The organism is Alteromonas sp. KS69, assembly GCF_003989595.1.
Lineage (GTDB): Bacteria > Pseudomonadota > Gammaproteobacteria > Enterobacterales > Alteromonadaceae > Alteromonas > Alteromonas naphthalenivorans.
On the sequence record NZ_PYHU01000006.1, the window covers coordinates 49,678 to 74,269 of the forward strand.

A 24,592-nucleotide genomic window follows, 5' to 3' on the forward strand; every position below is an offset into this window, starting at 1 on the left:
GACACTATTTGTAACAAAGAGGGGAAGGCTTTCATGCATTCCTCTCTTTTGTATTCGCCTGCGAATAGTTATAGTGAGGAAAACTATTATTAAAGGCATGTCATGGGTCAGGAAACGTCTAAAATTCTCGTTGTCGATGACGATATGCGCCTTCGTAGCTTACTTGAACGCTATTTAGTGGAGCAAGGCTACCAGGTGCGAAGCGCTGGAAATGCAGAGCAAATGGACCGGTTGCTTGAACGCGAGAACTTTCACCTTATGGTATTAGACCTAATGCTTCCTGGCGAAGACGGCTTGTCTATTTGTCGTCGATTACGACAGATGGGCAACGAACTTCCTATCATCATGCTTACCGCAAAAGGCGATGAAGTAGACAGAATTATTGGCCTTGAAATGGGTGCCGATGACTACTTACCTAAGCCATTCAACCCCCGAGAGTTACTTGCACGTGCGAAGGCGGTATTACGTCGTCGCAATAGTGAAGCCCCAGGCGCGCCTTCTAAAGACGTTCAAGTTATCGAATTTGGCGAATACAAACTGAATTTGGCTACCCGAGAAATGACTGCGGGTACTACCCCTCTTACCCTCACAAGCGGCGAGTTTGCGGTATTGAAGTCTTTAGTTACCCACCCTAGAGAGCCATTGTCACGAGATAAGCTTATGAATCTTGCTCGCGGGCGAGACTACAGCGCGCTAGAACGCAGTATTGATGTTCAAGTATCGCGATTGCGAAGAATGCTAGAGAAAGACCCCGCCAACCCGAGGTATATTCAGACCGTTTGGGGTTTAGGCTATGTATTCGTACCCGATGGTGAGCAGGCATAAATAACCATGGGACAAATGGGTTGTTTATATAGGTTGGTGAAGTAGTGCGTCTGGTTCCTCAAAGTGCATTTGGCCAAACAGTCATGCTGATTGGCGTACTTTTGCTTATTAACCAAGTCGTTTCTTACCTGTCTGTAACCTATTATTTTATTCAGCCTAGTTATCAGCAAATCAACAGCCTACTTGCCACGCAAGTGAAATCGGTATTAGCAGAAGACTTGCTAGTCAGCAATAACGACAGCAGAGCCCGCTATTACGACAAAACCGACATTCAAATACTCGATGCCAGCAAAGCGAGAACCAAAGGTTTAGAAAGCGCGGTTTATTATGGGTTTATGTCATCGCAAGTAAGCAAACAAATTGAGCAACTTGCCGATGTTCGAATTAGTACGGTTTCGCAAAAAACCGACGCCAGCGCACCTTATACGGTATGGATCTCGTTGTCTCGCTACCCCGACACCTGGATTGCTATTCCCATAACCGGCTTAAACGAAGCCAATATTTCACCGTTAACCATGTATTTGATGGTGATAGGTATATTAAGTGTGGCGGGTGGGTGGCTATTTGTGCGGCGTATGACCATGCCACTGTCTTCTTTGCAAAAAGCCGCATTAGCGGTAGGTAAAGGAGAACACCCCGCGCCACTTAAAGAGCAAGGCAGCACGGAAATGATTCAAGTTACCCGCGCCTTCAACCGTATGAATCAAGGCATCAAGCAGCTAGAACATGACCGGACTTTAATGACGGCAGGTATATCTCACGATTTACGTACTCCGCTGACACGCATTCGTCTTGCGTCTGAAATGCTGCCTGAATCTCAAAACTGGATAAAAGATGGCATTGTTAACGATATTGAAGATATGAATGCGATTATCGATCAATTCATCGACTACGCCCGCTACGATACAGAAGAGATAAAAGAAAATACTGACCTAAACAGTCTTATTATCGAATTAGCGCAAGCGCGGCATATTGAAGAGAAGCATCATATCGCGTTGAAGCTTAATGATATTCCCTTACTTGATTTACGCCGCGTGGCAATGAAGCGGGTTATCGATAATATTATCGAGAACGCCTTTCGCTACGGCTCCGACAATATCGTGATCTCCACATTTTATAACCGTAATGAAAAACGGGTTTACTGTAAAATACGCGACTTTGGCCCTGGTATTCCCGCGGCAGAATTAGAGCATGTGTTTATGCCCTTCGCGCAAGGTGACAAAGCCCGAAGTACATCGGGCTCTGGCTTAGGTTTATCAATTATAAGACGTATTGTGGAAGCACATGATGGTGGTGTGGAGCTACGCAATCACCCGCAGCAAGGTTTAATAGCAGAGTTCTATTTACCCCTTCATGAGTAACCGTGCTGTTTCACCATTCGGCTATACGCCCACGCAGCAACCCACAACATACATCCACCCATAGGTATTACCCAAAACGCAGTGGTAAGGGGGACATAGTTTGCCCATAAGCCCGTTGAAAAAGAGGCCACTTGTACGCCGGTAGAGTTGCCAATAATACAAATGCCAGATAATACGGGGCCATTGTCACTATCAATATTCATGGCTGCTGACAACATAAGTGGAAATAACCCACCTAAGCCAAGCCCTAACAGTAAGTTACCTGCGCCCATACTGTACAGGTCAGTGGTAAGCTTAATGGCAAATACGCCGCACAACGACGCTGTAGCCAATATGACAATAAGCCGATGCACCGACATAAATCGCAGTAAGAAAGGAAAAACTAGCCTGCTTATTACCATACCTGCAGTAAAACACGCGAGTAGGTTTCGAGATTGTTCACCGGTAAACCCAATGCCGTTTTGCGCATAACTTACAAACCAATTTGCGTTACCAAACTCTACCGCGCCATAGCCAAAACTAAGCAGCGCCATAAATATAAAGATAGGCTGTTTAATTACCGCACCAAAATTGAGGGTTTTACGCTGCGCTTTTGGTTGGCCTCGGAGCAATTTGGCTTGAGAGTGCGCTGCCATAAAGGTATACGCCGACAGGGCTAGCATAAATAGTGCAAGCACTTGAATTGGTCTACGCCAGTTTTCTTCTTGAAGATAAAGCAAGGTAACAAAAAATGAAGCAGCAAATGTGCCTAGGCTGAACATAAAGTCCATCAGCCCCATCATGGTAAAGCGCTTTTCTTCGTACAAGCGGGCAATTAAGGTGTGCCCAATAGTAAAAATTGAGGAACTGACTATGCCTATAACGACGGCTACCACCAATACCCATTGCCACCCGTGTAATGACGATATAAGCAATAATAAAACAGCGTTTATACCCAACAGCGATGCTAACAATGGCATGTAATCAAAGCGACTAACGTACTTACCGCCAACTACGGCTCCCACCATCATACCCAAAGAGAAAAGCGAGAAGAACAAACCACTTACCAGCTCTGACATACGCAGGTCGGCAGCAATATCTGGCAGTAAAATACCCCATAATATAAACAACATACCCAGTAAGAAAAAACCGGAAAATATAACAACAGTAATAGGACGACGACTCATCCATGCTCCTTTACAAACAGGGTTCTAAACGAAATAGTGCAATATTTTGGTGTAGCAGGGCATGATTTGTAGTTAAGAGACTTACTACAACGTTTTTTGATTTTTTGTTTGGAGCGTATTTTAACGTGAGAACGTTATCGACTACCAAGGACGCTACAGTACGCCTTTAGTATAACTCGCGCAAGATAGGAAACGAAAAAAGCCCGCGGCTAAGCGCGGGCAAAACATCAATCACGTTGAGTGTGATGAAGGTTGGGAAGAGAAGGGTTGCCTTCCCTAACATTCAACTGCGCCCCTAAAAAAACGCAGTGTGAATTAGTTGCCAGGACCTGCCTTAACAATGGCGTCGCTAACATCGTATTTCTCAAAGTTTTGCTTAAAGCTATCTACTAGGTTCTGCGCATATTCTTCGTATTTTTCTGCATCATTCCAGGTTTGCTTCGGCACTAATAAATTATCGTCAACGCCTGATACTGCGATGGGTACATCAAGGTTTAAGCCTTCAATATGTTGGGTTTCAACATTGGCTAAATCACCCGATACAATGGCATCGATAATAGCGCGAGTAGTAGGAATGTCGAAACGCTGACCTGTACCATAAGGCCCGCCAGTCCAACCGGTATTCACCAAGTACACTTTGGCATTAAACGCTTTTACGCGTTTAATTAATAACTCGGCATAAACACCTGCTGGGCGTGGGAAGAAGGGTGCCCCAAAGCAGGTAGAGAAGGTCGATTCAATATCAGAGGTTGAACCAATTTCTGTCGAGCCCACTTTTGCCGTGTAACCACTTAAGAAATGATAGGCCGCCGCTTCTTCACTTAGTACTGATACAGGCGGTAACACACCACTTACATCACAGGTTAAAAATACGACAGAGCGAGGTTCGCCGCCACGGTTTGCTTCAACCCGCTTTTCAATGTGGCTTAATGGATAAGCCGCCCGTGAATTTTGGGTTAGCGACGTATCTTTGTAATCTGGGGTGCGAGTATCGTCTAACACAACGTTTTCTAAAATAGTGCCAAACTTAATGGCATCCCAAATAACCGGTTCGTTCTTTTGCGAAAGGTCGATACATTTTGCATAGCAGCCGCCCTCAATATTAAACACGCTGCCTTCGCCCCAACCGTGTTCATCATCGCCAATTAAAAAGCGTTTAGGATCGGCAGATAACGTGGTTTTACCTGTACCCGATAAACCAAAGAACAAAGTAACATCGCCTTGCTCGCCTACGTTGGCAGAGCAATGCATGGGTAATATGTCTTTCGCAGGTAGTAAGAAATTCTGAACCGAGAACATGGCTTTTTTCATTTCACCGGCGTATCTCATGCCGGCAATAAGCACACGTTTTTTAGCAAAATTAATGACTACCACGCCATCACTGTTGGTGCCGTCACGCTCTGGGTCACACACAAACCCAGGAACATTTAATACTTGCCACGGGCTTTCGTTATTGACGTTCCATTTGTCTGGCACGATAAAAAGATTACGCGCAAAAACGTGCTGCCACGCAGTTTGCGTTCTTACTTCTAAAGGAAGTGCATGCGCAGGATCTGAGCCCACTTGAAGGTGAGATAGAAAATGCTCTTGAGTAGTTAGGTAGGCCTCTACTTTGTTCCATAAGGCATCGAATTTAGTAGCATCAAATGGCTTATTAACCTTGCCCCAATCGATTTCATTCTCAGTGGAAGGCTCTTTAACGATAAACCTATCATTTGGTGAGCGACCCGTTCTTTCACCGGTTTCAACGACCAAAGCCCCGTTAGTGTCTAACACACCCTCGCCCCGCTTAATTGCGCGTTCGATTAATTCGGCGCTAGGCAAATCAACCAATGGAGAGATTTTTAAATCCGTTTTTAAAGACGCTGCTACACTCATAACCGTAACCCTTAATGTAATCTTTCAATAGCACTTTCAAAAAGTATCATTTAACTGAGTCTAAAGTAAATAAAGGCATAGCGTTATTTCTATAAAGAATACTGATTATTAATCTGGATCAACCTTCGAAAAAAACGTAATAAAATTACATTTTTTATTTTAAGGAGGGATACAAAACGGGATACGTGGTTTTTTATCAACTTCCCCTTACAACAAGTGCTGTAAAGGGAAATGAATTAAGAGGTTTTCTTATTTTAGGGGCGACTTAAGGGTAAGGAGTACCCCCTTATTGATTAGTATCAGGTGAGGGTGCATTACCACTGTGAATCGCCTCAATATCGATACTATCGAAACGATATTCTGCATGGCAATACTGACAATTCATCTTAATGTCGCCATCTTCTTTTACTATGGATAAAAGCTCAGCTTTATCGATGTTACGAAGCGCTTCTGCACTGCGTTCCTTGGAACATGTACACGCAAAGCTAACCGCTTTCGCTGGGTACACTTCCACTTCTTCTTGGTGGTACAAACGATAAAGAATGTCTTCTACCGACAACGAGAACATTTCTTTTTCCGTTAAGGTTTCGGTTAACGTAGCAATATGATCAAACCCTGTTGCTTGGGTTATGTCAGTCGCGCTAGCGTCTGTTGGCAATACTTGAAGCAGCATACCCGCCGCTCTGGCGTTGTTCTCATCTTGCAAGTCTGTCATTAGGTGCACGCGAGTGGCTAACTGTTCTGACTGGGCGAAGTATTCTTCTAAACACTCAGCTAATGTTGGTTTGTCTAGTGCCACAATACCTTGATAACGCTCGCCTTCATCAGGGGTAATGGTCATCACCAATACCGCTTCTGTAAGTAACTCATCAAACGCTTCTGGAAGCGTTTCAAGGCTTTCATCCCAGCGGGCAACACCACGAAACGTTTGTTCATGAGTGGCATTTATTACCGCGTAACTCACTGGCCCTTTACTTTGAATTTGCAGGGCAATTTCGCCTTTAAACTTAAGGGTAGCCGTCAGTAAAGATGTGGCCGCTGCCAACTGCCCCAACAGTCGCTGAATTTGTACGGGGTATTCATAGCTATGAACAATGTGCTTTAAGCTTTCATCTAAGCGAACCAATTCGCCACGAACATTTGCTTGGGTAAATAAAAATCGATGTAATTTGTCAAAATCACTCATAAACTTGTCCTGTTAGGCAGCATACTTTTTACTGCTGCTTAAATTTAATAATTTGTCTGCGCTGTTTTTTATCTGGCCGATGTTCCGGCTTAGGACTATGAAAAGCGTTCAATTTTCGTGCAACTTGGTTTTCTTCACGTTTTGTTACACTTGTCTCAGTTTCTTCATATAAGTCTTGAGCAAGTGCTGCACTAAGTCGTTTATCACTGAGTCCTCGAACAATAACGTCACGGCTATCCCAACCTGAGGGAACTTTTATCACTGCACCAAGCTCTACATTCTTGCCGGGCTTAGTGCGCTGTCCGTTGTAGTGAACTTTTCCTGACTGAACCATGTCTCTGGCAATGGCGCGGGTTTTGAAAAACCTTGCTGCCCATAGCCACTTGTCTAGCCTCACATTTTGTGATGTATTGTTCGTTTCCATAAGACCTTTGTAATAATTTCGTAACGGTGCGGCTTTAGTGTTGTGAGCCCCACCTCGACTAGGCTATGATGGGTCGGACAAAGCGCGGTTAACCAAATTTTCACTTTTATAATAAGCAGTACCATCAAGTGGCGACATGACATTCGATAAACTCAATCCACAGTCTCTGGTTGTTTTTGTAAACCAGAACCAAAAACAACTTCACACGTTAATTGTGGTGCTGCTGAGCCTATATTTAATAGCCTTTGCCGCCAAGCTACTATGGCGAATTATACCTGAACCTCAATTATCTGCGACTCCCGCAGTGAGTTTTGCGCCTATACCTTCTACGGCTTCAGGGCAAAGTGGGGTCAACATACGCAAAATACAACAATTAAATTTATTTGGTAATGCAGCAGCTGCGCCTGCAAAGGTAGAAGAAGCCCCTGTTACTGATGCGCCTGAAACGCGTCTTAACCTTACCCTTACCGGTGTGGTGGCAAGTTCGGATGAAGGTTCTAGCACTGCGGTTATCGAAAATCGCAATAGTCAAGCGGTGTATGGTCTGGGTGAAAAGATTGAAGGCACTAACGCCACCCTGAAGCAAGTTTTCCGAGACCGAGTTATTATTAAAAATGGGGTTAGAAACGAAACCTTGATGTTAGATGGCATTGATTACGACGAAGCGAACAAACGTCGCCAACAACAAGCTAAACGTCGTCCACAGCCTGTTCCAGATGAGCGAGACGAGCCCGATTCAAGACAGTTAAGTGAAGAAGCCATTGAAGCAACCGCTTCACTGCGAGATCGCCCAGCAAGCTTTACCGACTTCATCTCTATTTCGCCAAAAACGGAAGAAGGACAGCTAATCGGCTATCAAGTTAGCCCAGGTAAAGAACCCGCATTATTTAAGTCAGCAGGGCTTCAAGCCGGCGATGTTATTGCACAAATTAACGGATTGGATCTGACAGACATGCAGCAATCCCAAGAAGCACTATCTGAACTTCGCAATGCTCAGAATATTGAACTTACAATCATTCGTGATGGCAGTTTTACTACGCTCTATCTCGATTTACCTGAGCCATCAGCAGAATAAGAATTAAAGGAAGACAGAATGAAAAGGCGCACTAGCCAAAAATTGTTATCTCGCCTGAGCACAGCCCTGTGCACGGCCCTTCTTTGTTTCTCGGTAACCGCCGCTGAATATATGCCTAATTTTAAAGACACTGATATTAGTGAGTTCATTAATATTGTGGGCAAAAACTTAGAGCGGACCATTATTGTCGACCCCAATGTTCGCGGTAAAATCAGTGTTCGAAGCTACGATATGCTGACTGAAGATCAGTATTATCAATTCTTTTTAAACGTGCTTCAGGTTTACGACTTTGCTGTGGTTGAAATGCCGAGCGGTATTTTAAAAGTAGTACGCTCTAAAGATGCTAAAACATCAAACATTCCTGTAGTAGAAGGTTCAGCGAAAGACGGTGATGAAATGATCACCCGCGTCGTGCCTGTTTATAACGTACCGGTAAGAGAATTAGCGCCTATTCTACGTCAACTTAACGACCAAGCTGGCGGTGGTAATGTAGTAAGCCACGACCCTTCAAACGTAATGATGATTACTGGCCGCGCGGCTGTGGTGAACCGCTTAGTTGAAATTATTGAGCGTGTTGACCGTGCAGGTGATGAAGAAGTTGAGATTGTGAAGCTACGTTTCGCCTCAGCCTCTGAAATGGTGCGTATTATCGACAGCATTAACAAATCACAAGGTAAAGCTAATACCGGTGCTAAGTCAGACCCTCGAGTGGTAGCCGACGACCGTACTAACTCTGTGATTGTAAGCGGCGACATTAAAGCCCGCCAACGTTTAATTAATCTTATTGAGCGTATGGATCAGGAGTTAGAAACCAGCGGTAATACTCGCGTAATGTTTCTTAACTATGCCAAAGCCGACGATCTAGTAAAAGTACTACAAGGGGTTTCTGCCAGTATTCAAGCAGAAGAGAAAAGTGGCAGCACCAACAGCCGTGGTTCATCTAACCGTGACGTCAGCATTGATGCCCATGAAGATTCTAATGCGTTAGTAATCACTGCGGAACCTGACATGATGCGCTCACTAGAAGAAGTGGTCCGTCAGCTTGATATTCGCCGCGCACAGGTACAGGTTGAAGCCATTATTGTAGAAGTATTCGAAGGTGACGGCACTACCTTAGGTGTACAGTGGGTGTCTGAAAATGGCGGTGGTACTCAGTTTAGCAATGGTGTCATCCCAGTAGGATCGTTGGCGGTAGCGCTTAAAGAAGCGGAAGACGATACCGATACCGAAGCCTATGTGACCGATGAGGGTGCTGTAGTTGAGGTCACCACTACTGATGAAGGTGATTATACTTCTCTTGCTAGCTTGTTAGGCAGTGCGAATGGCTTAATTGCGGGTATTATTGATAACGGCTGGGGCGCGGTTGTGCAAGCAGTTAGTACCGACACTAACTCTAACGTATTGGCCACACCGCACCTTACGACCATGGACAACGAAGAAGCTTATTTCATTGTAGGGCAAGAAGTACCGATTATTACTGGTACTTCTACAGGCTCGAATAACTCGAACCCGTTCCAAACGGTCGATCGCCAAGAAGTAGGCATTAAGCTTAAAGTCACGCCTCAAATAAATGAAGGCGATGCAGTTCAGTTATTAATTGAACAAGAAGTATCTAGCGTCAGTGGTGCCACCTCGGTAGATATCTCTATTAATAAACGTGAAATTAAAACTACGGTTATTGTAGATGATGGCGGCACGATTGTATTAGGCGGCTTGATAGACGAAGACGTTCAAGAAAGCGTATCTAAAGTGCCTTTATTAGGCGATATTCCTATTATTGGTAACTTGTTTAAGTCGACGTCTACCAGCAAACGTAAACGTAACCTAATGGTGTTTTTAAAGCCAACTATCGTTCGTGATGGCGCAACCATGAACTCTATTAGCCATCGTAAGTACAACTACATTCGTGCCTTACAGCTTAAACGCCAGCAAGATGGTATTTCACTAATGCCAAACGCTGAAAGCCCTAGTATGCCTAATTGGGATGATGAACTTTCCTTGCCGCCTTCATTTGAAGAATACCTGACTGAGAAAGACAACCTTGATGAAGGTAACGAGTAATATGGCAGGTCAAGACGAGCAACTCACCCTTGCGGTAGAGGCACAGGAAGAAGCGCTCGAAGCAATGGTTGATGAAGAAGGCTTACCAGAAGCCGTGGCTGGCCCTCGCCAGCTTTCGTTCAGCTTTGCTAAGCGTAATCAGGTATTGCTTGAAACCAATGTCACTCCTGCTGTGCTGTATTTTACGGAAAACACCCCTTTTGAAGTATTTGCCGAAGTCCGCCGCTTTTATGGCGAGCCTTTTGTACCTAAAACTATCGCTGCTGATGAGTTCGAAAGCTTTCTAACCAGTGCATTCCAGCGTGATAGTTCTGCAGCAAAGCAGTTGATGGAAGACTTAGGTAACGAGAGCGATTTGTTTGCCCTTGCGGAAGATTTACCTGATACCGAAGATTTATTAGATAACGAAGACGACGCCCCTATCATCAAGCTGATTAATGCCATGTTAGGTGAAGCGATTAAAGAAGGCGCGTCGGATATTCACATTGAAACCTTTGAAAACCAGTTAGTAGTTCGGTTTCGTGTAGATGGTGTATTACGAGAGATTTTACGCCCCAATCGTAAGCTCTCTTCCATGCTGGTTTCTCGTATTAAGGTAATGGCGAAACTTGATATTGCTGAAAAACGGGTACCGCAAGATGGCCGTATTACCCTACGCATTGCAGGCCGCGCAGTAGATGTACGTGTGTCTACTATGCCGTCTAGCCATGGTGAGCGTGTGGTGCTGCGTTTATTAGATAAAAACAACGCACGGTTAAACCTAAAAGACTTAGGCATGACCCAGCAAAACCGCGACCATTTTTCTTCATTAATTAGAAAGCCTCACGGTATTATTTTGGTTACTGGCCCAACAGGTTCTGGTAAAAGTACCACCTTGTATGCAGGCCTTAGCGAAATTAACTCTCGCGACCGCAATATTTTAACCGTAGAAGATCCTATTGAATTTGACTTACCCGGCATTGGTCAAACACAGGTAAATCCTCGTGTAGATATGACCTTCGCCCGCGGCCTACGAGCAATTTTGCGACAAGATCCCGATGTGGTGATGGTGGGTGAAATTCGAGACGTTGAAACGGCACAAATTGCGGTTCAAGCCAGTTTAACCGGCCACTTAGTATTATCGACCCTTCACACCAATACCGCCGCTGGCGCTATCACCCGTTTAGAAGATATGGGTATTGAGCCCTTTTTGCTTTCTTCAAGTTTACTGGCGGTATTATCGCAGCGCTTAGTGCGCACACTGTGTAAAGAGTGTAAAACCCCTCACACACCGGATCCGCAAGAGTGTGAAGCCCTTAATATTGATGCCGATAGCAACTTTACCATTTACCAACCTCACGGCTGCGCTGCCTGTAACCAAACCGGTTACCGAGGTCGTACGGGTATTCACGAGTTATTGCTGGTGAATGAGAAAGTGCGCGAAATGATGCATGAAGGCGTGGGTGAACAGGCCATTGAAAAATATATCAGGCACTCTACCCCCAGTATTCGGGATGACGGGTGTCGTAAGGTACTTGCAGGTGTTACCTCTTTAGAAGAAGTCCTGCGTGTAACCAAGGAGGATTAGTATGGCCGCCTTCGCTTATAAAGCGGTAAATAACCGTGGCCGTAACGCAAATGGTGTACTGGAAGGCGATAATGCTCGCCAAGTGCGCCAGCAATTGCGTGAAAAAGGGCTCATTCCTTTAGAAGTAGAACAAGTTACCGAGCGCGGAAAAAGTGACGGTAAAAGTGGTGGTTTCTCGTTTTTTAAACCGAGAATTTCAGCCTCAGATCTGGCCCTGTTAACCCGTCAAATGGCCACCTTGGTAGAATCTGCCTTACCGGTAGAAGAAGCCTTACTGGCGGTTGCCGAGCAGTGTGAAAAGCCCCGTCAAAAGAATATGATGATGGCTGTTCGAAGCAAAGTGGTTGAAGGTCATGGTTTAGCCGATGCCTTGTCTGAATTTCCTAGTGTATTTGATGACTTATACCGCGCCATGGTGGCGGCAGGTGAAAAATCCGGTCACTTAGATACGGTACTTAATCGCCTTGCCGACTATACCGAACGACGCCAGCAAACTCGCAGCCAAATTACCCAAGCACTTATTTACCCATCGCTTATGCTGTTTTTCGCTTTCGGCATTGTGATGTTATTGCTGACAGTGGTTGTACCTAAAATTGTGGGTCAATTCGACCATATGGGGCAAGACCTTCCAGGTATTACCCAAGTACTTATTTCGGTAAGTACTTGGCTACAAAATTACGGCCTTATCTTGCTGGTAGTAGTGGCTATTCTGGCGGTAATTGTTCAGCGTGTGCTTCAGCAGAAAAAGATGAAGCTAAGGTTTCACAAAGTTATTTTGAAACTTCCGCTTATTGGCAAAGTGTCCCGCGGGCTTAATACCGCTCGCTTTGCACGTACCTTAAGTATATTAAGTGCCAGCGCCGTGCCTTTACTTGAATCTATGCGCATTTCTGGCGATGTACTTGAAAACCAGCATATAAAGAATCAGGTAGCCGATGCTGCCATTAATGTAAAAGAAGGGAGCAGCTTGCGCGCTGCGCTCGACAATACAAAAATTTTCCCGCCAATGATGATGCACATGATTGCATCGGGTGAAAAGTCTGGCGAATTACAGCAAATGCTTGGTCGCGCCGCCGATAACCAAGATAGGGAATTTGAAGCCCTTGTTGGTGTCTCACTAAAAGTATTTGAACCTCTACTTATCGTGTCGATGGCTGGCATAGTGCTGTTTATCGTAATGGCAATTTTGCAGCCTATTTTGGCCTTAAACAATATGGTGAATATCTGATGAAAACCTTAAAACGTAGTTCTGGATTTAGTTTGATTGAAGTAATGGTGGTGCTACTTATCATCGGCATTATGGCATCGATGGTAGCGCCGCAAATTTTGGGTAACCAAGAAGTGGCACAACTTAAAAAAGCCGCCGTTGATATCCAGCAAATGGAAAGCGCGCTTGAAATGTATAAGCTTCGAAACAATAAGTTCCCAACGACTGAGCAAGGGCTAGAAGCGTTAGTAACCGCACCAACCCTTGATCCCATTCCAAGAAACTACCCAGAAGGCGGTTTCATTAAGCGTTTGCCAGAAGATCCTTGGGGCAATCCTTATGCGTTAATTAGCCCAGGAGAATTAGGCGTAGTAGACATTTTTTCAAATGGCCCAGACGGTGAACCAGGTACCGATGACGATATTGGTAACTGGAACATTAACGAATACTTAAACTAAGTTATTTTATGCTTGGCCGCTTTCATCCTCACAACAAGCACACTGGCTTCACGCTATTAGAAGTGATGCTGGTACTGTTGCTTATGGGCTTAGCGGCTGGCTACGTGATGTTCAATGCCTTTGGCGCCAGTAAAGCAGACTTGCTAAAAAGCCAAGCCCAACGACTACAAGTACTGGTCGATATGGCAAGCGATTATGCTGTGCTAAACCAGCAGCAACTTGGCATTCGTATAGAGCAAAAAGACAACGAATACTACTTTGTTTTTTTAGATGAAAATGATGAGTGGCAACGTATTGAGGGAGAGAAATATTATGAACCTCACACATTACCTGAAGACTTCTCATTTACGCTAAATTTAGACGACTTGCCTTGGACCAAAGAAGACCAACTTTTTGACCGAGGCATATTCGACGAAACCTTAAGCGTGTCTGAAGATGGTGTTGAAATAGGCAGCGAAGAAGAAAAGAAACTGCCACCGCCGCAAATATTAATCATGTCTAGCGGCGATATTACCCCCTTCAGCCTTAGTTTTGCCTATGAAGGCGACTTTAACGACGAACCCGTTTATTTTGCGCTAAACAATGAAGAGTTTCCGCCACTAGAATTGGCTGGCCCCTTTGAGAGCCCAGATCAGTGAAAAGCCCGTTTTCGCATTCGCCCAACAATCAAAAAGGCATGACACTGCTTGAAGTCATGGTGGCACTGCTTATTTTTGCCTTAACCGGTACGGCTATTCTAAAGGCCGCAGGGGATCACTTAAATAACGTAGGGCAAATTGAAGCGGTAACCTTTGCCAGCTATGTTGCCAGTAACCGGCTTAACCAGTTACAGCTTGATGATACTTGGCCACCTAAGAACAATTTAAAAGGCAGCATGGAAATGGCTGACCGTACTTGGTATTGGCAGCAAAAAGTAACTAAAACCAACGACGATGAACTTCGCTCGGTAAGTATCAGCGTAGGCTTAGATTCAGATTATTCTGGCAGTGTCACGTCAGTAACTACCTTTGTGGCCAAGCCCACCAGCGCAGGCATTTAATGAAGCAGCGCGGATTTACTCTCATTGAAATTCTGATTGCCATGGCTATTTTTACGCTCATTGGTTTGGCATCTACAGGCCTGCTAACCACGGTAATTGATAGCAACGACTTATCTAGCGAGCGCTTTGAGAAGTTACAACAACTACAACGTGCCATGGTCATCATAGAGCGTGATATTCAACAAGCGGTGCCACGGCCAGTTCGCGCTGAAGGGGAAACCCAAACCGTAGTAATGGCTGGCGGCGAGGTAGATGATAGTGACGGCGATGGTATTGGCTTTGTGCGCGGCGGTTGGCACAACCCTCAACTCATGTTGCCCCGAAGCACCCTACAATATGTGGCATATCGCCTTGATGAAGACCGACTAGAACGCCTTTATAGCAACTACGTCGATAATGTTATTGGCTATGAACCTAAGACCCGTACCCTGCTTGAAAATATAGAAAGCTTTACCGTTGAATTCATTAGCGCTGAAAGTAGTACTGATGACAGCGACGATCTAAGTTGGAGTGAAAGTTACCAAGGTGAAGCGTTACCCACTGCGGTGGCGATTGAGTTTGTGAGTAAAGATTTTGGTTTAGTACGTCGTGAGTTTGCCTTAACAGGAGGTTCGGCGTAATGGGCATTCTTATTAAAACGGCTATCAAAGCGCCTACAAAAACACCCCGTTCGCAGCCTTCTCGCCAACAAGGCGTGGCGCTTATGATTGTGCTGATGATTGTAGCGCTGGTGTCTGTATTGGCCACTGAAATGGGTACCCGCTTGCAGTTGCAAGTTCAGCGCACCATGAATATTAAAGACAGTAATCAAGCGTACTGGTATGCCTTGGGAGCCGAGGCCTTTGCAAGAAAGTCACTTCAAACCTTGATGGAAGAGACCGGTGATAAAATTTCGCTAGACCAGCCTTGGGCACAGGAATTTATGTACCCGTTAGACAATGGCGGTTTACAAGCGAACCTTACCGACCTTCAAGCATGCTTTAACTTAAACGCTATTCTACAAGGCAGCGCTAGCGCAAACGTGAATAGTGGTGATGGCGCTACCGAAGCGATGGATGCCTTTCACACTATGCTTTTGGCGCTTGAAATTGACGATCTCAACAGCTTTACCGCTGATACCGTGCGAGACAGCTTGGCCGACTGGGTAGATGAAGATGACAACATGCGCCCTTATGGCGCAGAAGATAGCGAGTATGAGTCGAGGGAGTTTCCTTACTTAGCAGCAAACGGACTACTGGCATCGACAAGCGAATTGCGTATTATTAACGGTGTCTCTGCGGTTTGGTTGAATGAAATTCTTCCTCTGGTTTGCGTAATTCCCGACAACGACACCCTAGCCATTAATGTGAATACCATTGATGAAGAACATGCAGCGCTATTAGCCGGCTTAACGGGGTTAGATTTACAACAAGCCACTAGCTTGCTGGGTAACCGCCCACAAGATGGCTGGGAAGACGTAAGCGAATTTCTGGCCGAGCCGAGTATTGAAGCATTAAGTTTATCTGATAGCCGAAAAGAATGGTTTACGGTAACCACTGAGTATTTTATTTTGCACACTAAGACCCGTTACAATAAAGCAACGTTTCAACTTTCTACCGTATTTAACGCAAGTAGTGACGCGGGCGTAAAAATAATAAAGCGCGAGTTTGGAGGCGTAAAATAATGGAACAACTCCTGATTAGGTTAGGTGCCACCGAGGCCGACCCAATTAGCTGGCTAGTATGGTCTACAGCCGAAGAAGAAATTATCGCTTCTGGTGAACTTCCCAATGCCGACGCCCTTTCTACCTTAGCGGAGCGTGCTGGGCAGCGTGCGGTAATCGCATTGGCACCTAGCAGCGAAATATTACTTAAATGGGTAGCTTTACCGCCAAGAGCGGGTAGAAAGGTACTTTCTGCTTTGCCCTTCATGCTTGAAGATGAATTAGCCACTGATATTAGCGAACAGTTTTTTGCTATAGGTTCTAAAGTAGGCGATAGCCAAGCCGTTGCCGTCGTAAGTCATGCAAAACTTCAAATGTGGCAGCAATGGTTAGCTGATGCAGGCTTGTTCTGTAACCATCTAATTCCTGATGTACTCGCCGTACCGGTAACTGAAAAAGGTTGGTCTGTACTTACTCTAGGCGAGCAAATGTTGGTACGCCAAGATACCTTTCAAGGTATACAGGGCGAGCAAGCGTGGTTGTTACCCACCCTAGGCCATTTCACCAGTCAACAAGAAGCCCCGGTTGTCATTACCAACTATGCGGGTATTGATTTAAGTGGTGTGCCGAATATTACGGTAAATGACGCCCCTCTTGAGCTACCTATGCATGTGCTAGCCAAAGAGGCGATGTCGAGCAGTTTCAACTTGCTTCAGGGCGAGTACAAAGTAAAACGTACTCGTAATAATGCGTGGGCACAATGGCGTGTCGCGGCTGTATTAGCGGTACTGGTGTTATGTACCAGTCTGGTTGATAAAACCGTTACCCTGTACCAGCTGAAATCTGATAACGCGGCGCTCTCCAGTGAAATAGATCAAGCGGTAAAATCTGGGTTCCCCAATATTGGCGTTTATCGTAACGTGAAGCTTAAGCTGCAATATGAGCTTGATAAATTATCAAAAAGTGGCGGCGATGCCTCTATGTTAGTGATGCTAGATCAGCTTTCAGAAGCCTTTGCTAGCACACAAGTAAAACCACAAACTTTACGGTTTGATGCCACCCGCACCGAAATTCGTATTCAAGCGCAAGGTAAAAGCTTTGAGGCATTAGAGCAATTTCGCCGACAGGCGGAAGGTGCTGGATTTACCGTAGAGCAAGGGGCTATCAATAACCGTGATGACAATGTGATTGGCACGGTATCAATTAGGAGTGTGTTGTGAACGCACTAGTCAGCAAATTTAAAGCGCTTACCGAGCGTGAGCAAATACTGGTGATGATCTCTGCTGTGGTAGTGGTTATTGGTTTATTTTATTTTTTGATTTGGTCGCCCCTTAATGCAGCTTTGCATCAGCAAAAGCAATTGCTAGATAACCAACAAAGCTTGCTGGTATGGGTAAAAGACAGTGCCGTTCGCGCCCAACAACTCAGAAAAAGCAGCAACCGCGCTACGCCTTTTCGAGGTTCACTACCTCAAGCCGTTAACCGCACTACGTCAAGTCACAGCATCGCTATTTCGCGTATGCAACCGCAAGATGATGAGTTACAAGTTTGGATAGACCAAGCCCCTTTTAATGATGTGCTGGAATGGTTAAAAACCCTTGAAGGCATGGGCATTGTCATCATTCAGGCCGATATTGCTGAAGCTGATGATCCAGGTTACATCAAAGTTCGCCGTTTACAGTTAGGAAAAGCATGAAGTCTAAGTTTGGTTGGCTAGTGGGTGGCATTGTTGCCTTTCTAATTTTTGCAATTGCTTACATGCCTGCTATTCAGGTGATTGGCAGAGTAGACTTGCCAAAAGATGTATCGATTAGCGGTGTCAGTGGCACATTATGGACGGGTAAGGCGCAAACCATCGTGGTGAACGGACTCCCTATTAATAACGTTAATTGGGAGCTTAGCCCCCTTGCGTTGCTGATTGGAAAGGTAAGCGCGCATGTAAAAGCGGGTAACATTCGCGATGTAAACGACATTGCTTTTGAAGGGCCATTTAAAACCAGTTTGTTTAATACAAACAAAGTAGAAACCACAAATTTCTCAGTTTATTTACCCGTAGACCGCGTGTTGGCGCAAGTGAATTTGCCTCTGCCAGTTAACGCCAGTGGGCGATTTAAAGTGAAGCTCGACGAACTTACTTTTGGCCCTCAGTGTGTGGCGCTACAAGGTACAGGTGATTGGTTGAATGCCGCCGTTGCAGGTACACAAGGCCCAATCGACTTTGGCACTTATTCTGCCAAACTTCGCTGTGTGGGTGATGACATTGGTATTGTGGTCAGCGAGCCAAATCTACTTGGCCTTTCTATTGATGCTGTAGTTAGCCCAGACATGAAAAAAGTAAAGGTAGACGGGAAATTTAAGCCCGATGATAGCCTTCCTCAAGAAGTACATCAGGCGTCTAAATTCTTCGGACAACCCGATGCGAATGGTTATATCGCCATTAAATTACAATAGGCGCAATGCTATATAAGTTAGCGGCCTTCTTCACGAGTAAGGTCGCTAACCAATGGAATATTCATTAGGTCTTGCGCGGCAAACACCCGTCCGGGGGCAATAACCGCAATAGCCTCAGTAAGCCCATCTAGCCCTGCTTCGCTACGCTTCATTATATGAGAAAGCACAATACGCTTTGCTTCGGACTCTTTAGCAATTTCAATAATTTGCTTAGGCGTCATATGCAAATTGGTGGCAGCGCTACCCGCTCCCTTTTCAATATCTTCAATAGCATTATGCAACACGAGCACATCAGCATGCTTAGCAAAGTTGGCTAATGTTCCATCAGCATTGTTGGTGTCGCCTGAAAATACAGCAACACATTTATCAATAGTAACTTTCCACGCCAACGCCGGGATTGGCCCATGATGCACCGATATAGCCGCTATGCTGATATCATCACTAATGGATGTGGAAAAAGTGGTATCTGCAACCGTGTGTGCAGACACCTTATAATCATCTTCACCTTCTTGGGTATAAGAAGACAGGTATTTAAATGCCCCTTCTTTACCTATCAGCGCATCGAGATACGCGTGAGTACTCGGCATAAGGTCGTTACCGGCAGGGCCATACACGGTTAAATCTGTATCTCGACGTGTGAAATAACTTCCCTTGATAAAACTGGGTAGGTCGGCGGCATGATCAGTATGCAAATGAGATAATAAGATGGTGTCTACATCGGTAAAATCAGCACCCGACGCGCCAAATTGAACACTACTTCCACTCCCAGCATCTACCAACACGTTAGCTTTTTCGTCTTTCCAAAGAAGGTAGGATGCAGAAGCACGCCCATCATCGAGTTCTGGACCGCCAGAGCCAAGCACTTGTAATGAAACTCCTTCACATACGGTAGTGGCGCTTGTATCCGTTGATGCATGCTGCGGCAACGACTGCTGAACGGAATCACCAGCACTTGCTATTGGATTGGCTATTGGATTGGCTGTCGGTTTGGCCGAAGGCGCTGCACAAACAAAAAAGGCTGAGGTAAGTAACCCCAGCCCAATACTTAGTTTTGTACTTACATTAGAACAGTGCGGTTTCGCAACACGGGCTGAACTAGATTTCATGGATGTGACTAACATACTACGTACTCCTATTCAGCGCCTTGTTGCAGATTAGCCCAACACTGTGGGCTAACCGCATTGGTACGCTTAGCTGTTTTGCTGCTCTGCAATCATGATGGTTTTGATATTAACGAATTCACGCATACCATAGCCACCGTGCTCACGACCGTAACCACTGTCTTTAACACCGCCAAATGGCAAGTTAGGCTGAGCTAACGAATAGCCGTTAATGTTTACCATACCCGTATCGAACTCGTTTTTGGCAAGGGCGATAGCGTTGTCGGTATCAGTACTAAAGATACCACCACCAAGACCGTAGCGTGAATCATTTGCTACTGTCATGGCTTCCTTGTCGTCACGAACGCGAATTAGCGAAGCCACTGGGCCAAATAATTCATCGTCGTACGCCGGCATGCCTGGTGAAACATTTTCTAATACAGTGATAGGGTAAAAATAACCACTACTATCTGGTACTTCACCGCCGAGTGATAAAGTTGCCCCTGCGTCCAATGACGTTTTCACTTGCTCGTGTAATTCATCGCGTAAATCTTCACGGGCCATAGGGCCTAAGTCGGTATTTTCATCCGCTGGGTCGCCTACTTTAAGTTTCTTACACTGGGCAACAAACTTATCTCTGAACTCATCATAAATACTATCGACGATAACAAAGCGCTTGGCTGCTACACAGGTTTCACCATTGTTGATAACACGGCCTTTAATACAGGTTTCAACCGCTTGGTCGATGTCAGCATCTGCTAGCACGATGAACGCATCGTTACTGCCTAGCTCCATCACTGTCTTTTTCGACAAACTTGCTGCTTCTTTAGCAACCTGCTTGCCCACTTCGTCACTACCTGTGAAGGTTACGCCGCGAACATGCTTATGTTTAATTAAGTCACTCGCTGTACCGCCATCAATCAATAGCGACTGATAAACGTTTTTAGGGAAACCAGCATCTTCATACATTTGTTGGATAGCCACGGCCATACCAAATACGTTTTTAGCATGCTTAAGTACCGTGGTATTACCCGCCATAATGTTTGAAACACTGTAGCGAATAACCTGATAAAGGGGGAAATTCCAAGGCTGAATACCTAAGATCACGCCAATAGGCTGGTAACTGATGATGGCACGACCACCTTCAAAAATACGATGTTCATCTTCAAGAATTTCAGCGCCATGTTCTGCCGTATAACGACAGATATTTGCACATAGCTGCACTTCTTGCCTACCTTGCTCAGCTACCTTACCCATTTCTCGGGTCATCAGGCTGGTTAAGTCGTCAATACGCTCTTCCATCAAATCAGCAAGGTTATTGAATAATTGGGCACGGGCGTCAAAAGAAGTTCTGCGCCAGTTTAAGTAGGCTTCTTGCGAGCGGGTTACCGCTTGCTCTGCATCATCCGCTGACATTAAATGATAATGATCTAGCTTCTCACCCGTTGCAGGGTTATACGTGTTGATTGTATCGCTCATTGTCACACTCCTTAATCCGTTTGTGATGGGAAGTAGTGCAACTACAGCGCCAGATTAGCCAGGCTAATGTTTCTAACGAAAGATCAACAAGATAGACTAATGATTAGACATTATGAGCGATATTCGAGAAAAGCCCGATAAGAAATTATTACGGAAATTTGTCACCATTTCGGTAGGGCTTACAGAGTATTTTTGAGTAAAACACTGCGGTTTACGATGTTATTTCAAAGGCAACTAGCAGCGTATATGTTGTATATCAATCGGTATATAAATCGGGAAAATGAAACTTTGCCATGGCTAACGTAAGCGCGACTTCATAAACACTTTGTCTCGAAGCATGATTAAGGGTAAGCAAGCCGATGGCGCCCCCTTTTTGCTTCACATTAGTAGTATTGAATAACTTATCCATTACAGGGCCTAGTTCTTCGCCCCGCTGCAATGCTTGATACACACTAACCGGTAACGGCAAATTGGCACTTCGGCCTATCGACATGCGCCCGCCGTTATAAATCGCCACGTAAGCAAAGGTAGCAGGACCATCTTCGAATACATCAACACCACCTTCAATAGCCACATACCACGAATCGTTTGTCTCGTCTTTGTGCATATCAATAAGTGCTTTTACGCGGTTTACCGCGCCTAGCCGCGTTTCTTCTTCGCTCATAGGCTGCTCAGAAACTCCACTAGGTACGCCCACTTCGTAAACATCGAAATCTTGCTCTAAGGTAATGGATAACGTGATGTGCGCCGCATTTACCTTAACCGGGTTTTTAGACCCTACAAATAATTTACTCAGCATGTTTACCTCCTTCGTTGCTAGAGACAGGGTTTGCCAAAATATCATCTAACATTAAACGATAGTCGGTAACAGCAGGAAATTCGGTAATATTACGGTTCGGTAAAGTGTTGTCAGGATTATCAACCGCAAGAAGGTGCTTTATACCAAACTCTTTTGCCGCATCTAATATTCGTATTGTATCGTCTACAAACAAGGTTCTCGCTGGGTTGAAGTTTAAGCGTGCGTGTAGCTTCTGCCACAGCAACTGCGACTCTTTAGTGACACCAAACTCATGGGTGGAGATTAAGTTATCAATATGTGCGTCTAACTGCGTACGCTCTATTTTTAACGACAAACTACCAGGGTGTGCATTAGTAACTAACACCACCTCGCGACCAGACTGATGCAACGCCTCTAAGAAAGGGACGGTATCGGGACGAATTTCAATAAGGTGCGCCAACTCGCGCTTTATCGGCATAATATCGATATCCAGTGTTTCTGCCCAATAGTCGAGGCAATACCACTGAATTTGACCGTGCACTTTTTCATAATGTGAGGCCATCATGTCACGACATTCTTGTTCAGGAATACCTTTGATTTCAGCCAAACGCGTTGGCAAATGGTCTAGCCAAAACCGGTTGTCGTAGTGCAAATCCAGTAGGGTGCCGTCCATATCTAACAACACCGTATCAATTTCATTCCAGGGCAGAAAGGGCAAGCGATTTTCCTTATAATGAAGTAAGCTAGTTACAGTAGGTATGATAACAAAGTTGTAGCAAGAGACATGCGAAAAATTGACCCGAACAAGCCGTTACCGCAAATTCACAATCGGGAAATTGTTGCCCAAAGTAAGCTTTTTCGCGTAGAGCGCCTAGACTTAGAGTTTTCTAATGGCGCAACGCGAGAATTTGAACGGATGGCAGGAGGCAATCGTGGCGCCGTCATGATTGTTCCCATGATTGATAAAGATACCATGGTATTGATTCGTGAATATGCCGCAGGTACTCACTCCTATCAACTTGGCTTTCCAAAAGGCCTTATCGACCCAGGTGAAACCGCCATTGAAGCCGCCGATAGAGAATTGAAAGAAGAAGCAGGTTTTGGTGCGAATGAGCTGATTGAATTACACAAAGTTAGCATGGCACCTACCTTTTTTAATGCCAACATGACCATTGTAATAGCAAGAGATTTATACCCTGAACAACTAGAGGGTGATGAACCTGAGCCATTGGAAGTGATTCACTGGCCCCTTGCTGAAGCAGACGCGTTACTGGCTCGTGAAGATTTTGTTGAAGCCCGCTGTATCGCTGCGCTGTTACTTGCTCAAAAATGGTTGAAGGACCAATAGATTATGCCCGATGAACACCCCCACAGCGAACTATTAGAGCTCGCAAAAACCGTTGCCGTTGAAGCCGGCGAAGCTGTGCTTAAAGTGTATGATAAAGGCGATTTTGACGCTTACCAAAAAGAAGACGATTCTCCAGTTACTAGCGCCGACTACCTTGCCAACGATATTATTGTTAAACGCTTAAGCGACGCCACCCCCGACATTCCTATTCTGTCTGAAGAAAATAAGCATGCCAGCTTGGAAGAGCGAAAAGATTGGCCGCGTTATTGGCTTATCGATCCTATCGACGGCACCCAAGAGTTTATCGCCAGAAGCGGTGACTTTGCGGTGAACATCGCACTTATTGAAAATAATCAGCCTAAAATTGGTGTTATTTTCTGGCCCCCTGGGCAATCGCTGTATTTTGCCGAGAAGGGTAAAGGGGCTTATAAATCGTCACCTGACGGGGAAGAGAAAATTGCCGTCCGTAAGCTTGATGATCCTAAAAACAGTGTGGTGATGATTGCCATTAGTCGTAGGCAAAGCCGCGAAAAAGTATTAGGTCGTATGTGTGCAAAGCGGGTTTATCAAACCCTGCCATTAGGCAGCTGTTCGCTAAAAGCCTGCTTTATTGCAGAAGGTAAGGCCGATGTATTTATGCGAATTGGTGTAACGGGTGAGTGGGATACAGGTGCATCACAGTGCATAGTATCTGAAGCTGGAGGCAGTATTGCTGCTGCTAACTTCGAACCGCTTACTTATAACCAGCGTCATTCGCTAGAGAACCCAGATTTTGTAGTAATGGGCGATCAAAGAGTGCCATGGAAAGATGTTGTCCAGTATAATGATTTTGTAAACCCTCATCGTAATTAGTACGTTAGGTTATTTGGTCTATGCCATCTTCGAGTAGTCTCGAGTGGACATTATTATTATTTAAAGGAGTAATATTATGGTGACGACACGTATTCGTAAGGTAACAACTGCCTTGCTTGCATGCGGTCTTACGTTTCCTGCACTTGCTGACTGGGACCTAGATGGCGACACCAGTGTTTTGCATTTCCTTTCTACCAAGAATTCACAAATTACCGAAGTACATAAATTCGATAGTTTTGAAGGCAGTTTATCTAATGCTGGAAAATTGCGTGTTACGGTTAATTTGGCGTCGGTAAATACGTCAATCGATATTCGTAATACACGTATGCAAAACATGCTATTCAATGTGACAGAGTTTGCTGAAGCAACTTTCGATGCAACCTTACCTGAGTCAATGCTGAATTTAGCCGACGGCGAAGTGGCCAGCGGCAAAGTTGATGGCATTTTAACGTTGCATGGTATGGCGGTTCCTACTAGCTTCTCTGTAATGGCAAGCAAAGTAGACGCAGATACTTTAACGGTTTCAACTACCGCGCCTACGCTAATTAAAGCTGAGTCTTTCGGACTAACGGCAGGTATTGAAGCATTGCAAAAAATTGCAGGGCTAAAGAGTATTACTACTACGGTTCCGGTTTCTTTCTCCGTAACTTTTACCCAGTAAGTACACCTTATATAGAAAAAGCCGGGGCTTTACC

The 24,592-nt window shown here is 45.1% G+C and carries 25 protein-coding genes; 17 read left to right on the plus strand and 8 right to left on the minus strand.

Annotated features, from left to right (window positions below; translation table 11 throughout):
* Nucleotides 1-102: 102 nt before the first annotated feature.
* Nucleotides 103-825, plus strand: coding sequence for a two-component system response regulator OmpR (gene ompR, locus C7Y69_RS05945; RefSeq protein WP_013786659.1), 723 nt, complete (start codon nucleotides 103-105; stop codon nucleotides 823-825).
* A 44-nt stretch (nucleotides 826-869) separates the two neighbouring features.
* Nucleotides 870-2,186 carry a two-component system sensor histidine kinase EnvZ gene (envZ, locus tag C7Y69_RS05950; RefSeq protein WP_013786660.1) on the plus strand — a complete coding sequence of 439 codons (1,317 nt, stop codon included), beginning with the start codon at nucleotides 870-872 and terminating at the stop codon, nucleotides 2,184-2,186.
* On the opposite strand, the gene C7Y69_RS05955 is transcribed toward envZ, so the two are convergent.
* The 4 genes from C7Y69_RS05955 to hslR all read right to left on the minus strand — a co-directional run bounded on the left by C7Y69_RS05955 (nucleotide 2,177) and on the right by hslR (nucleotide 6,840).
* On the minus strand, nucleotides 2,177-3,352 hold the full coding sequence (locus C7Y69_RS05955; protein ID WP_126872103.1) for an MFS transporter: 1,176 nt from the start codon (nucleotides 3,350-3,352) through the stop codon (nucleotides 2,177-2,179). The genes envZ and C7Y69_RS05955 overlap by 10 nt on opposite strands.
* Nucleotides 3,353-3,667: 315 nt before the next feature.
* A complete protein-coding gene (locus C7Y69_RS05960) occupies nucleotides 3,668-5,230 on the minus strand; it encodes a phosphoenolpyruvate carboxykinase (RefSeq protein ID WP_126872104.1) in 1,563 nt (520 codons plus the stop codon).
* A 286-nt stretch (nucleotides 5,231-5,516) separates the two neighbouring features.
* The gene (hslO, locus tag C7Y69_RS05965) at nucleotides 5,517-6,416 is read right to left on the minus strand and encodes an Hsp33 family molecular chaperone HslO (protein ID WP_013786663.1); all 900 of its coding nucleotides are present in this window, start codon (nucleotides 6,414-6,416) and stop codon (nucleotides 5,517-5,519) included.
* Nucleotides 6,417-6,444: 28 nt separating this feature from the next.
* A complete protein-coding gene (hslR, locus tag C7Y69_RS05970; RefSeq protein WP_126872105.1) occupies nucleotides 6,445-6,840 on the minus strand; it encodes a ribosome-associated heat shock protein Hsp15 in 396 nt (131 codons plus the stop codon).
* A 136-nt stretch (nucleotides 6,841-6,976) separates the two neighbouring features.
* On the opposite strand from hslR, the gene gspC reads away from it, so the two are divergent.
* Genes gspC through C7Y69_RS06030 form a run of 12 tightly spaced genes read left to right on the plus strand, consistent with a single transcriptional unit; the run spans nucleotide 6,977 to nucleotide 18,340 of the window.
* Nucleotides 6,977-7,915, plus strand: coding sequence for a type II secretion system protein GspC (gene gspC / locus C7Y69_RS05975; protein WP_126872106.1), 939 nt, complete (start codon nucleotides 6,977-6,979; stop codon nucleotides 7,913-7,915).
* Between the two features lie 18 nt (nucleotides 7,916-7,933).
* Nucleotides 7,934-9,976, plus strand: coding sequence for a type II secretion system secretin GspD (gene gspD, locus C7Y69_RS05980; protein ID WP_126872107.1), 2,043 nt, complete (start codon nucleotides 7,934-7,936; stop codon nucleotides 9,974-9,976).
* Between the two features lies 1 nt (nucleotide 9,977).
* Complete coding sequence (gene gspE, locus C7Y69_RS05985; protein ID WP_013786667.1) at nucleotides 9,978-11,543, plus strand: type II secretion system ATPase GspE; 1,566 nt, start codon at nucleotides 9,978-9,980, stop codon at nucleotides 11,541-11,543.
* Between the two features lies 1 nt (nucleotide 11,544).
* Complete coding sequence (gspF, locus tag C7Y69_RS05990; protein ID WP_126872108.1) at nucleotides 11,545-12,771, plus strand: type II secretion system inner membrane protein GspF; 1,227 nt, start codon at nucleotides 11,545-11,547, stop codon at nucleotides 12,769-12,771.
* On the plus strand, nucleotides 12,771-13,208 hold the full coding sequence (gene gspG, locus C7Y69_RS05995; RefSeq protein ID WP_013786669.1) for a type II secretion system major pseudopilin GspG: 438 nt from the start codon (nucleotides 12,771-12,773) through the stop codon (nucleotides 13,206-13,208). The genes gspF and gspG overlap by 1 nt, the downstream gene beginning before the upstream one ends.
* 8 nt (nucleotides 13,209-13,216) lie before the next feature.
* Complete coding sequence (gene gspH, locus C7Y69_RS06000) at nucleotides 13,217-13,846, plus strand: type II secretion system minor pseudopilin GspH (protein WP_013786670.1); 630 nt, start codon at nucleotides 13,217-13,219, stop codon at nucleotides 13,844-13,846.
* Nucleotides 13,843-14,247: a type II secretion system minor pseudopilin GspI gene (gspI, locus tag C7Y69_RS06005; RefSeq protein WP_260563431.1), complete on the plus strand. Its 405-nt coding sequence runs from the start codon at nucleotides 13,843-13,845 to the stop codon at nucleotides 14,245-14,247. The genes gspH and gspI overlap by 4 nt, the downstream gene beginning before the upstream one ends.
* Entirely contained in the window at nucleotides 14,247-14,867 is a 621-nt protein-coding gene (gene gspJ / locus C7Y69_RS06010; protein ID WP_013786672.1) for a type II secretion system minor pseudopilin GspJ, read from the plus strand. The genes gspI and gspJ overlap by 1 nt, the downstream gene beginning before the upstream one ends.
* The gene (gene gspK / locus C7Y69_RS06015) at nucleotides 14,867-15,910 is read left to right on the plus strand and encodes a type II secretion system minor pseudopilin GspK (RefSeq protein ID WP_126872109.1); all 1,044 of its coding nucleotides are present in this window, start codon (nucleotides 14,867-14,869) and stop codon (nucleotides 15,908-15,910) included. Before gspJ ends, gspK begins: the two co-directional genes overlap by 1 nt.
* Entirely contained in the window at nucleotides 15,910-17,109 is a 1,200-nt protein-coding gene (gene gspL / locus C7Y69_RS06020) for a type II secretion system protein GspL (RefSeq protein ID WP_126872110.1), read from the plus strand. Before gspK ends, gspL begins: the two co-directional genes overlap by 1 nt.
* Nucleotides 17,106-17,585: a type II secretion system protein GspM gene (gene gspM, locus C7Y69_RS06025; RefSeq protein WP_013786675.1), complete on the plus strand. Its 480-nt coding sequence runs from the start codon at nucleotides 17,106-17,108 to the stop codon at nucleotides 17,583-17,585. The genes gspL and gspM overlap by 4 nt, the downstream gene beginning before the upstream one ends.
* Complete coding sequence (locus C7Y69_RS06030; RefSeq protein WP_126872111.1) at nucleotides 17,582-18,340, plus strand: type II secretion system protein N; 759 nt, start codon at nucleotides 17,582-17,584, stop codon at nucleotides 18,338-18,340. The genes gspM and C7Y69_RS06030 overlap by 4 nt, the downstream gene beginning before the upstream one ends.
* 17 nt (nucleotides 18,341-18,357) lie before the next feature.
* On the opposite strand, the gene C7Y69_RS06035 is transcribed toward C7Y69_RS06030, so the two are convergent.
* The 4 genes from C7Y69_RS06035 to yrfG all read right to left on the minus strand — a co-directional run bounded on the left by C7Y69_RS06035 (nucleotide 18,358) and on the right by yrfG (nucleotide 22,415).
* The gene (locus C7Y69_RS06035; protein WP_126872112.1) at nucleotides 18,358-19,461 is read right to left on the minus strand and encodes an MBL fold metallo-hydrolase; all 1,104 of its coding nucleotides are present in this window, start codon (nucleotides 19,459-19,461) and stop codon (nucleotides 18,358-18,360) included.
* Nucleotides 19,462-19,530: 69 nt separating this feature from the next.
* Entirely contained in the window at nucleotides 19,531-20,919 is a 1,389-nt protein-coding gene (locus C7Y69_RS06040; protein WP_126872113.1) for an NAD-dependent succinate-semialdehyde dehydrogenase, read from the minus strand.
* 256 nt (nucleotides 20,920-21,175) lie between these two features.
* Nucleotides 21,176-21,718 (minus strand): inosine/xanthosine triphosphatase, encoded by a 543-nt coding sequence (yjjX, locus tag C7Y69_RS06045; protein WP_013786679.1) that lies wholly within the window; start codon nucleotides 21,716-21,718, stop codon nucleotides 21,176-21,178.
* Nucleotides 21,708-22,415: a GMP/IMP nucleotidase gene (gene yrfG / locus C7Y69_RS06050; protein ID WP_126872114.1), complete on the minus strand. Its 708-nt coding sequence runs from the start codon at nucleotides 22,413-22,415 to the stop codon at nucleotides 21,708-21,710. The genes yjjX and yrfG overlap by 11 nt, the downstream gene beginning before the upstream one ends.
* 66 nt (nucleotides 22,416-22,481) lie before the next feature.
* On the opposite strand from yrfG, the gene nudE reads away from it, so the two are divergent.
* The 3 genes from nudE to C7Y69_RS06065 all read left to right on the plus strand — a co-directional run bounded on the left by nudE (nucleotide 22,482) and on the right by C7Y69_RS06065 (nucleotide 24,558).
* Complete coding sequence (gene nudE, locus C7Y69_RS06055) at nucleotides 22,482-23,045, plus strand: ADP compounds hydrolase NudE (RefSeq protein WP_126872115.1); 564 nt, start codon at nucleotides 22,482-22,484, stop codon at nucleotides 23,043-23,045.
* A gap of 3 nt (nucleotides 23,046-23,048) precedes the next feature.
* Nucleotides 23,049-23,897 carry a 3'(2'),5'-bisphosphate nucleotidase CysQ gene (cysQ, locus tag C7Y69_RS06060; protein WP_013786682.1) on the plus strand — a complete coding sequence of 283 codons (849 nt, stop codon included), beginning with the start codon at nucleotides 23,049-23,051 and terminating at the stop codon, nucleotides 23,895-23,897.
* 76 nt (nucleotides 23,898-23,973) lie between these two features.
* A complete protein-coding gene (locus tag C7Y69_RS06065) occupies nucleotides 23,974-24,558 on the plus strand; it encodes a YceI family protein (protein ID WP_126872116.1) in 585 nt (194 codons plus the stop codon).
* Nucleotides 24,559-24,592: the final 34 nt, after the last annotated feature.

Excerpts from the sequence above, each read along its gene's own strand:
- ompR (WP_013786659.1), top strand. The coding sequence starts at position 103 with ATGGGTCAGGAAACGTCTAAAATTCTCGTTGTCGATGACGATATGCGC.
- C7Y69_RS05955 (WP_126872103.1), bottom strand. The coding sequence starts at position 3,352 with ATGAGTCGTCGTCCTATTACTGTTGTTATATTTTCCGGTTTTTTCTTA.
- C7Y69_RS05960 (WP_126872104.1), bottom strand. The coding sequence starts at position 5,230 with ATGAGTGTAGCAGCGTCTTTAAAAACGGATTTAAAAATCTCTCCATTG.
- hslO (WP_013786663.1), bottom strand. The coding sequence starts at position 6,416 with ATGAGTGATTTTGACAAATTACATCGATTTTTATTTACCCAAGCAAAT.
- hslR (WP_126872105.1), bottom strand. The coding sequence starts at position 6,840 with ATGGAAACGAACAATACATCACAAAATGTGAGGCTAGACAAGTGGCTA.
- gspC (WP_126872106.1), top strand. The coding sequence starts at position 6,977 with ATGACATTCGATAAACTCAATCCACAGTCTCTGGTTGTTTTTGTAAAC.
- gspD (WP_126872107.1), top strand. The coding sequence starts at position 7,934 with ATGAAAAGGCGCACTAGCCAAAAATTGTTATCTCGCCTGAGCACAGCC.
- gspE (WP_013786667.1), top strand. The coding sequence starts at position 9,978 with ATGGCAGGTCAAGACGAGCAACTCACCCTTGCGGTAGAGGCACAGGAA.
- gspF (WP_126872108.1), top strand. The coding sequence starts at position 11,545 with ATGGCCGCCTTCGCTTATAAAGCGGTAAATAACCGTGGCCGTAACGCA.
- gspG (WP_013786669.1), top strand. The coding sequence starts at position 12,771 with ATGAAAACCTTAAAACGTAGTTCTGGATTTAGTTTGATTGAAGTAATG.
- gspH (WP_013786670.1), top strand. The coding sequence starts at position 13,217 with ATGCTTGGCCGCTTTCATCCTCACAACAAGCACACTGGCTTCACGCTA.
- gspJ (WP_013786672.1), top strand. The coding sequence starts at position 14,247 with ATGAAGCAGCGCGGATTTACTCTCATTGAAATTCTGATTGCCATGGCT.
- gspK (WP_126872109.1), top strand. The coding sequence starts at position 14,867 with ATGGGCATTCTTATTAAAACGGCTATCAAAGCGCCTACAAAAACACCC.
- gspL (WP_126872110.1), top strand. The coding sequence starts at position 15,910 with ATGGAACAACTCCTGATTAGGTTAGGTGCCACCGAGGCCGACCCAATT.
- C7Y69_RS06030 (WP_126872111.1), top strand. The coding sequence starts at position 17,582 with ATGAAGTCTAAGTTTGGTTGGCTAGTGGGTGGCATTGTTGCCTTTCTA.
- C7Y69_RS06035 (WP_126872112.1), bottom strand. The coding sequence starts at position 19,461 with ATGTTAGTCACATCCATGAAATCTAGTTCAGCCCGTGTTGCGAAACCG.
- C7Y69_RS06040 (WP_126872113.1), bottom strand. The coding sequence starts at position 20,919 with ATGAGCGATACAATCAACACGTATAACCCTGCAACGGGTGAGAAGCTA.
- yjjX (WP_013786679.1), bottom strand. The coding sequence starts at position 21,718 with ATGCTGAGTAAATTATTTGTAGGGTCTAAAAACCCGGTTAAGGTAAAT.
- nudE (WP_126872115.1), top strand. The coding sequence starts at position 22,482 with ATGCGAAAAATTGACCCGAACAAGCCGTTACCGCAAATTCACAATCGG.
- cysQ (WP_013786682.1), top strand. The coding sequence starts at position 23,049 with ATGCCCGATGAACACCCCCACAGCGAACTATTAGAGCTCGCAAAAACC.
- C7Y69_RS06065 (WP_126872116.1), top strand. The coding sequence starts at position 23,974 with ATGGTGACGACACGTATTCGTAAGGTAACAACTGCCTTGCTTGCATGC.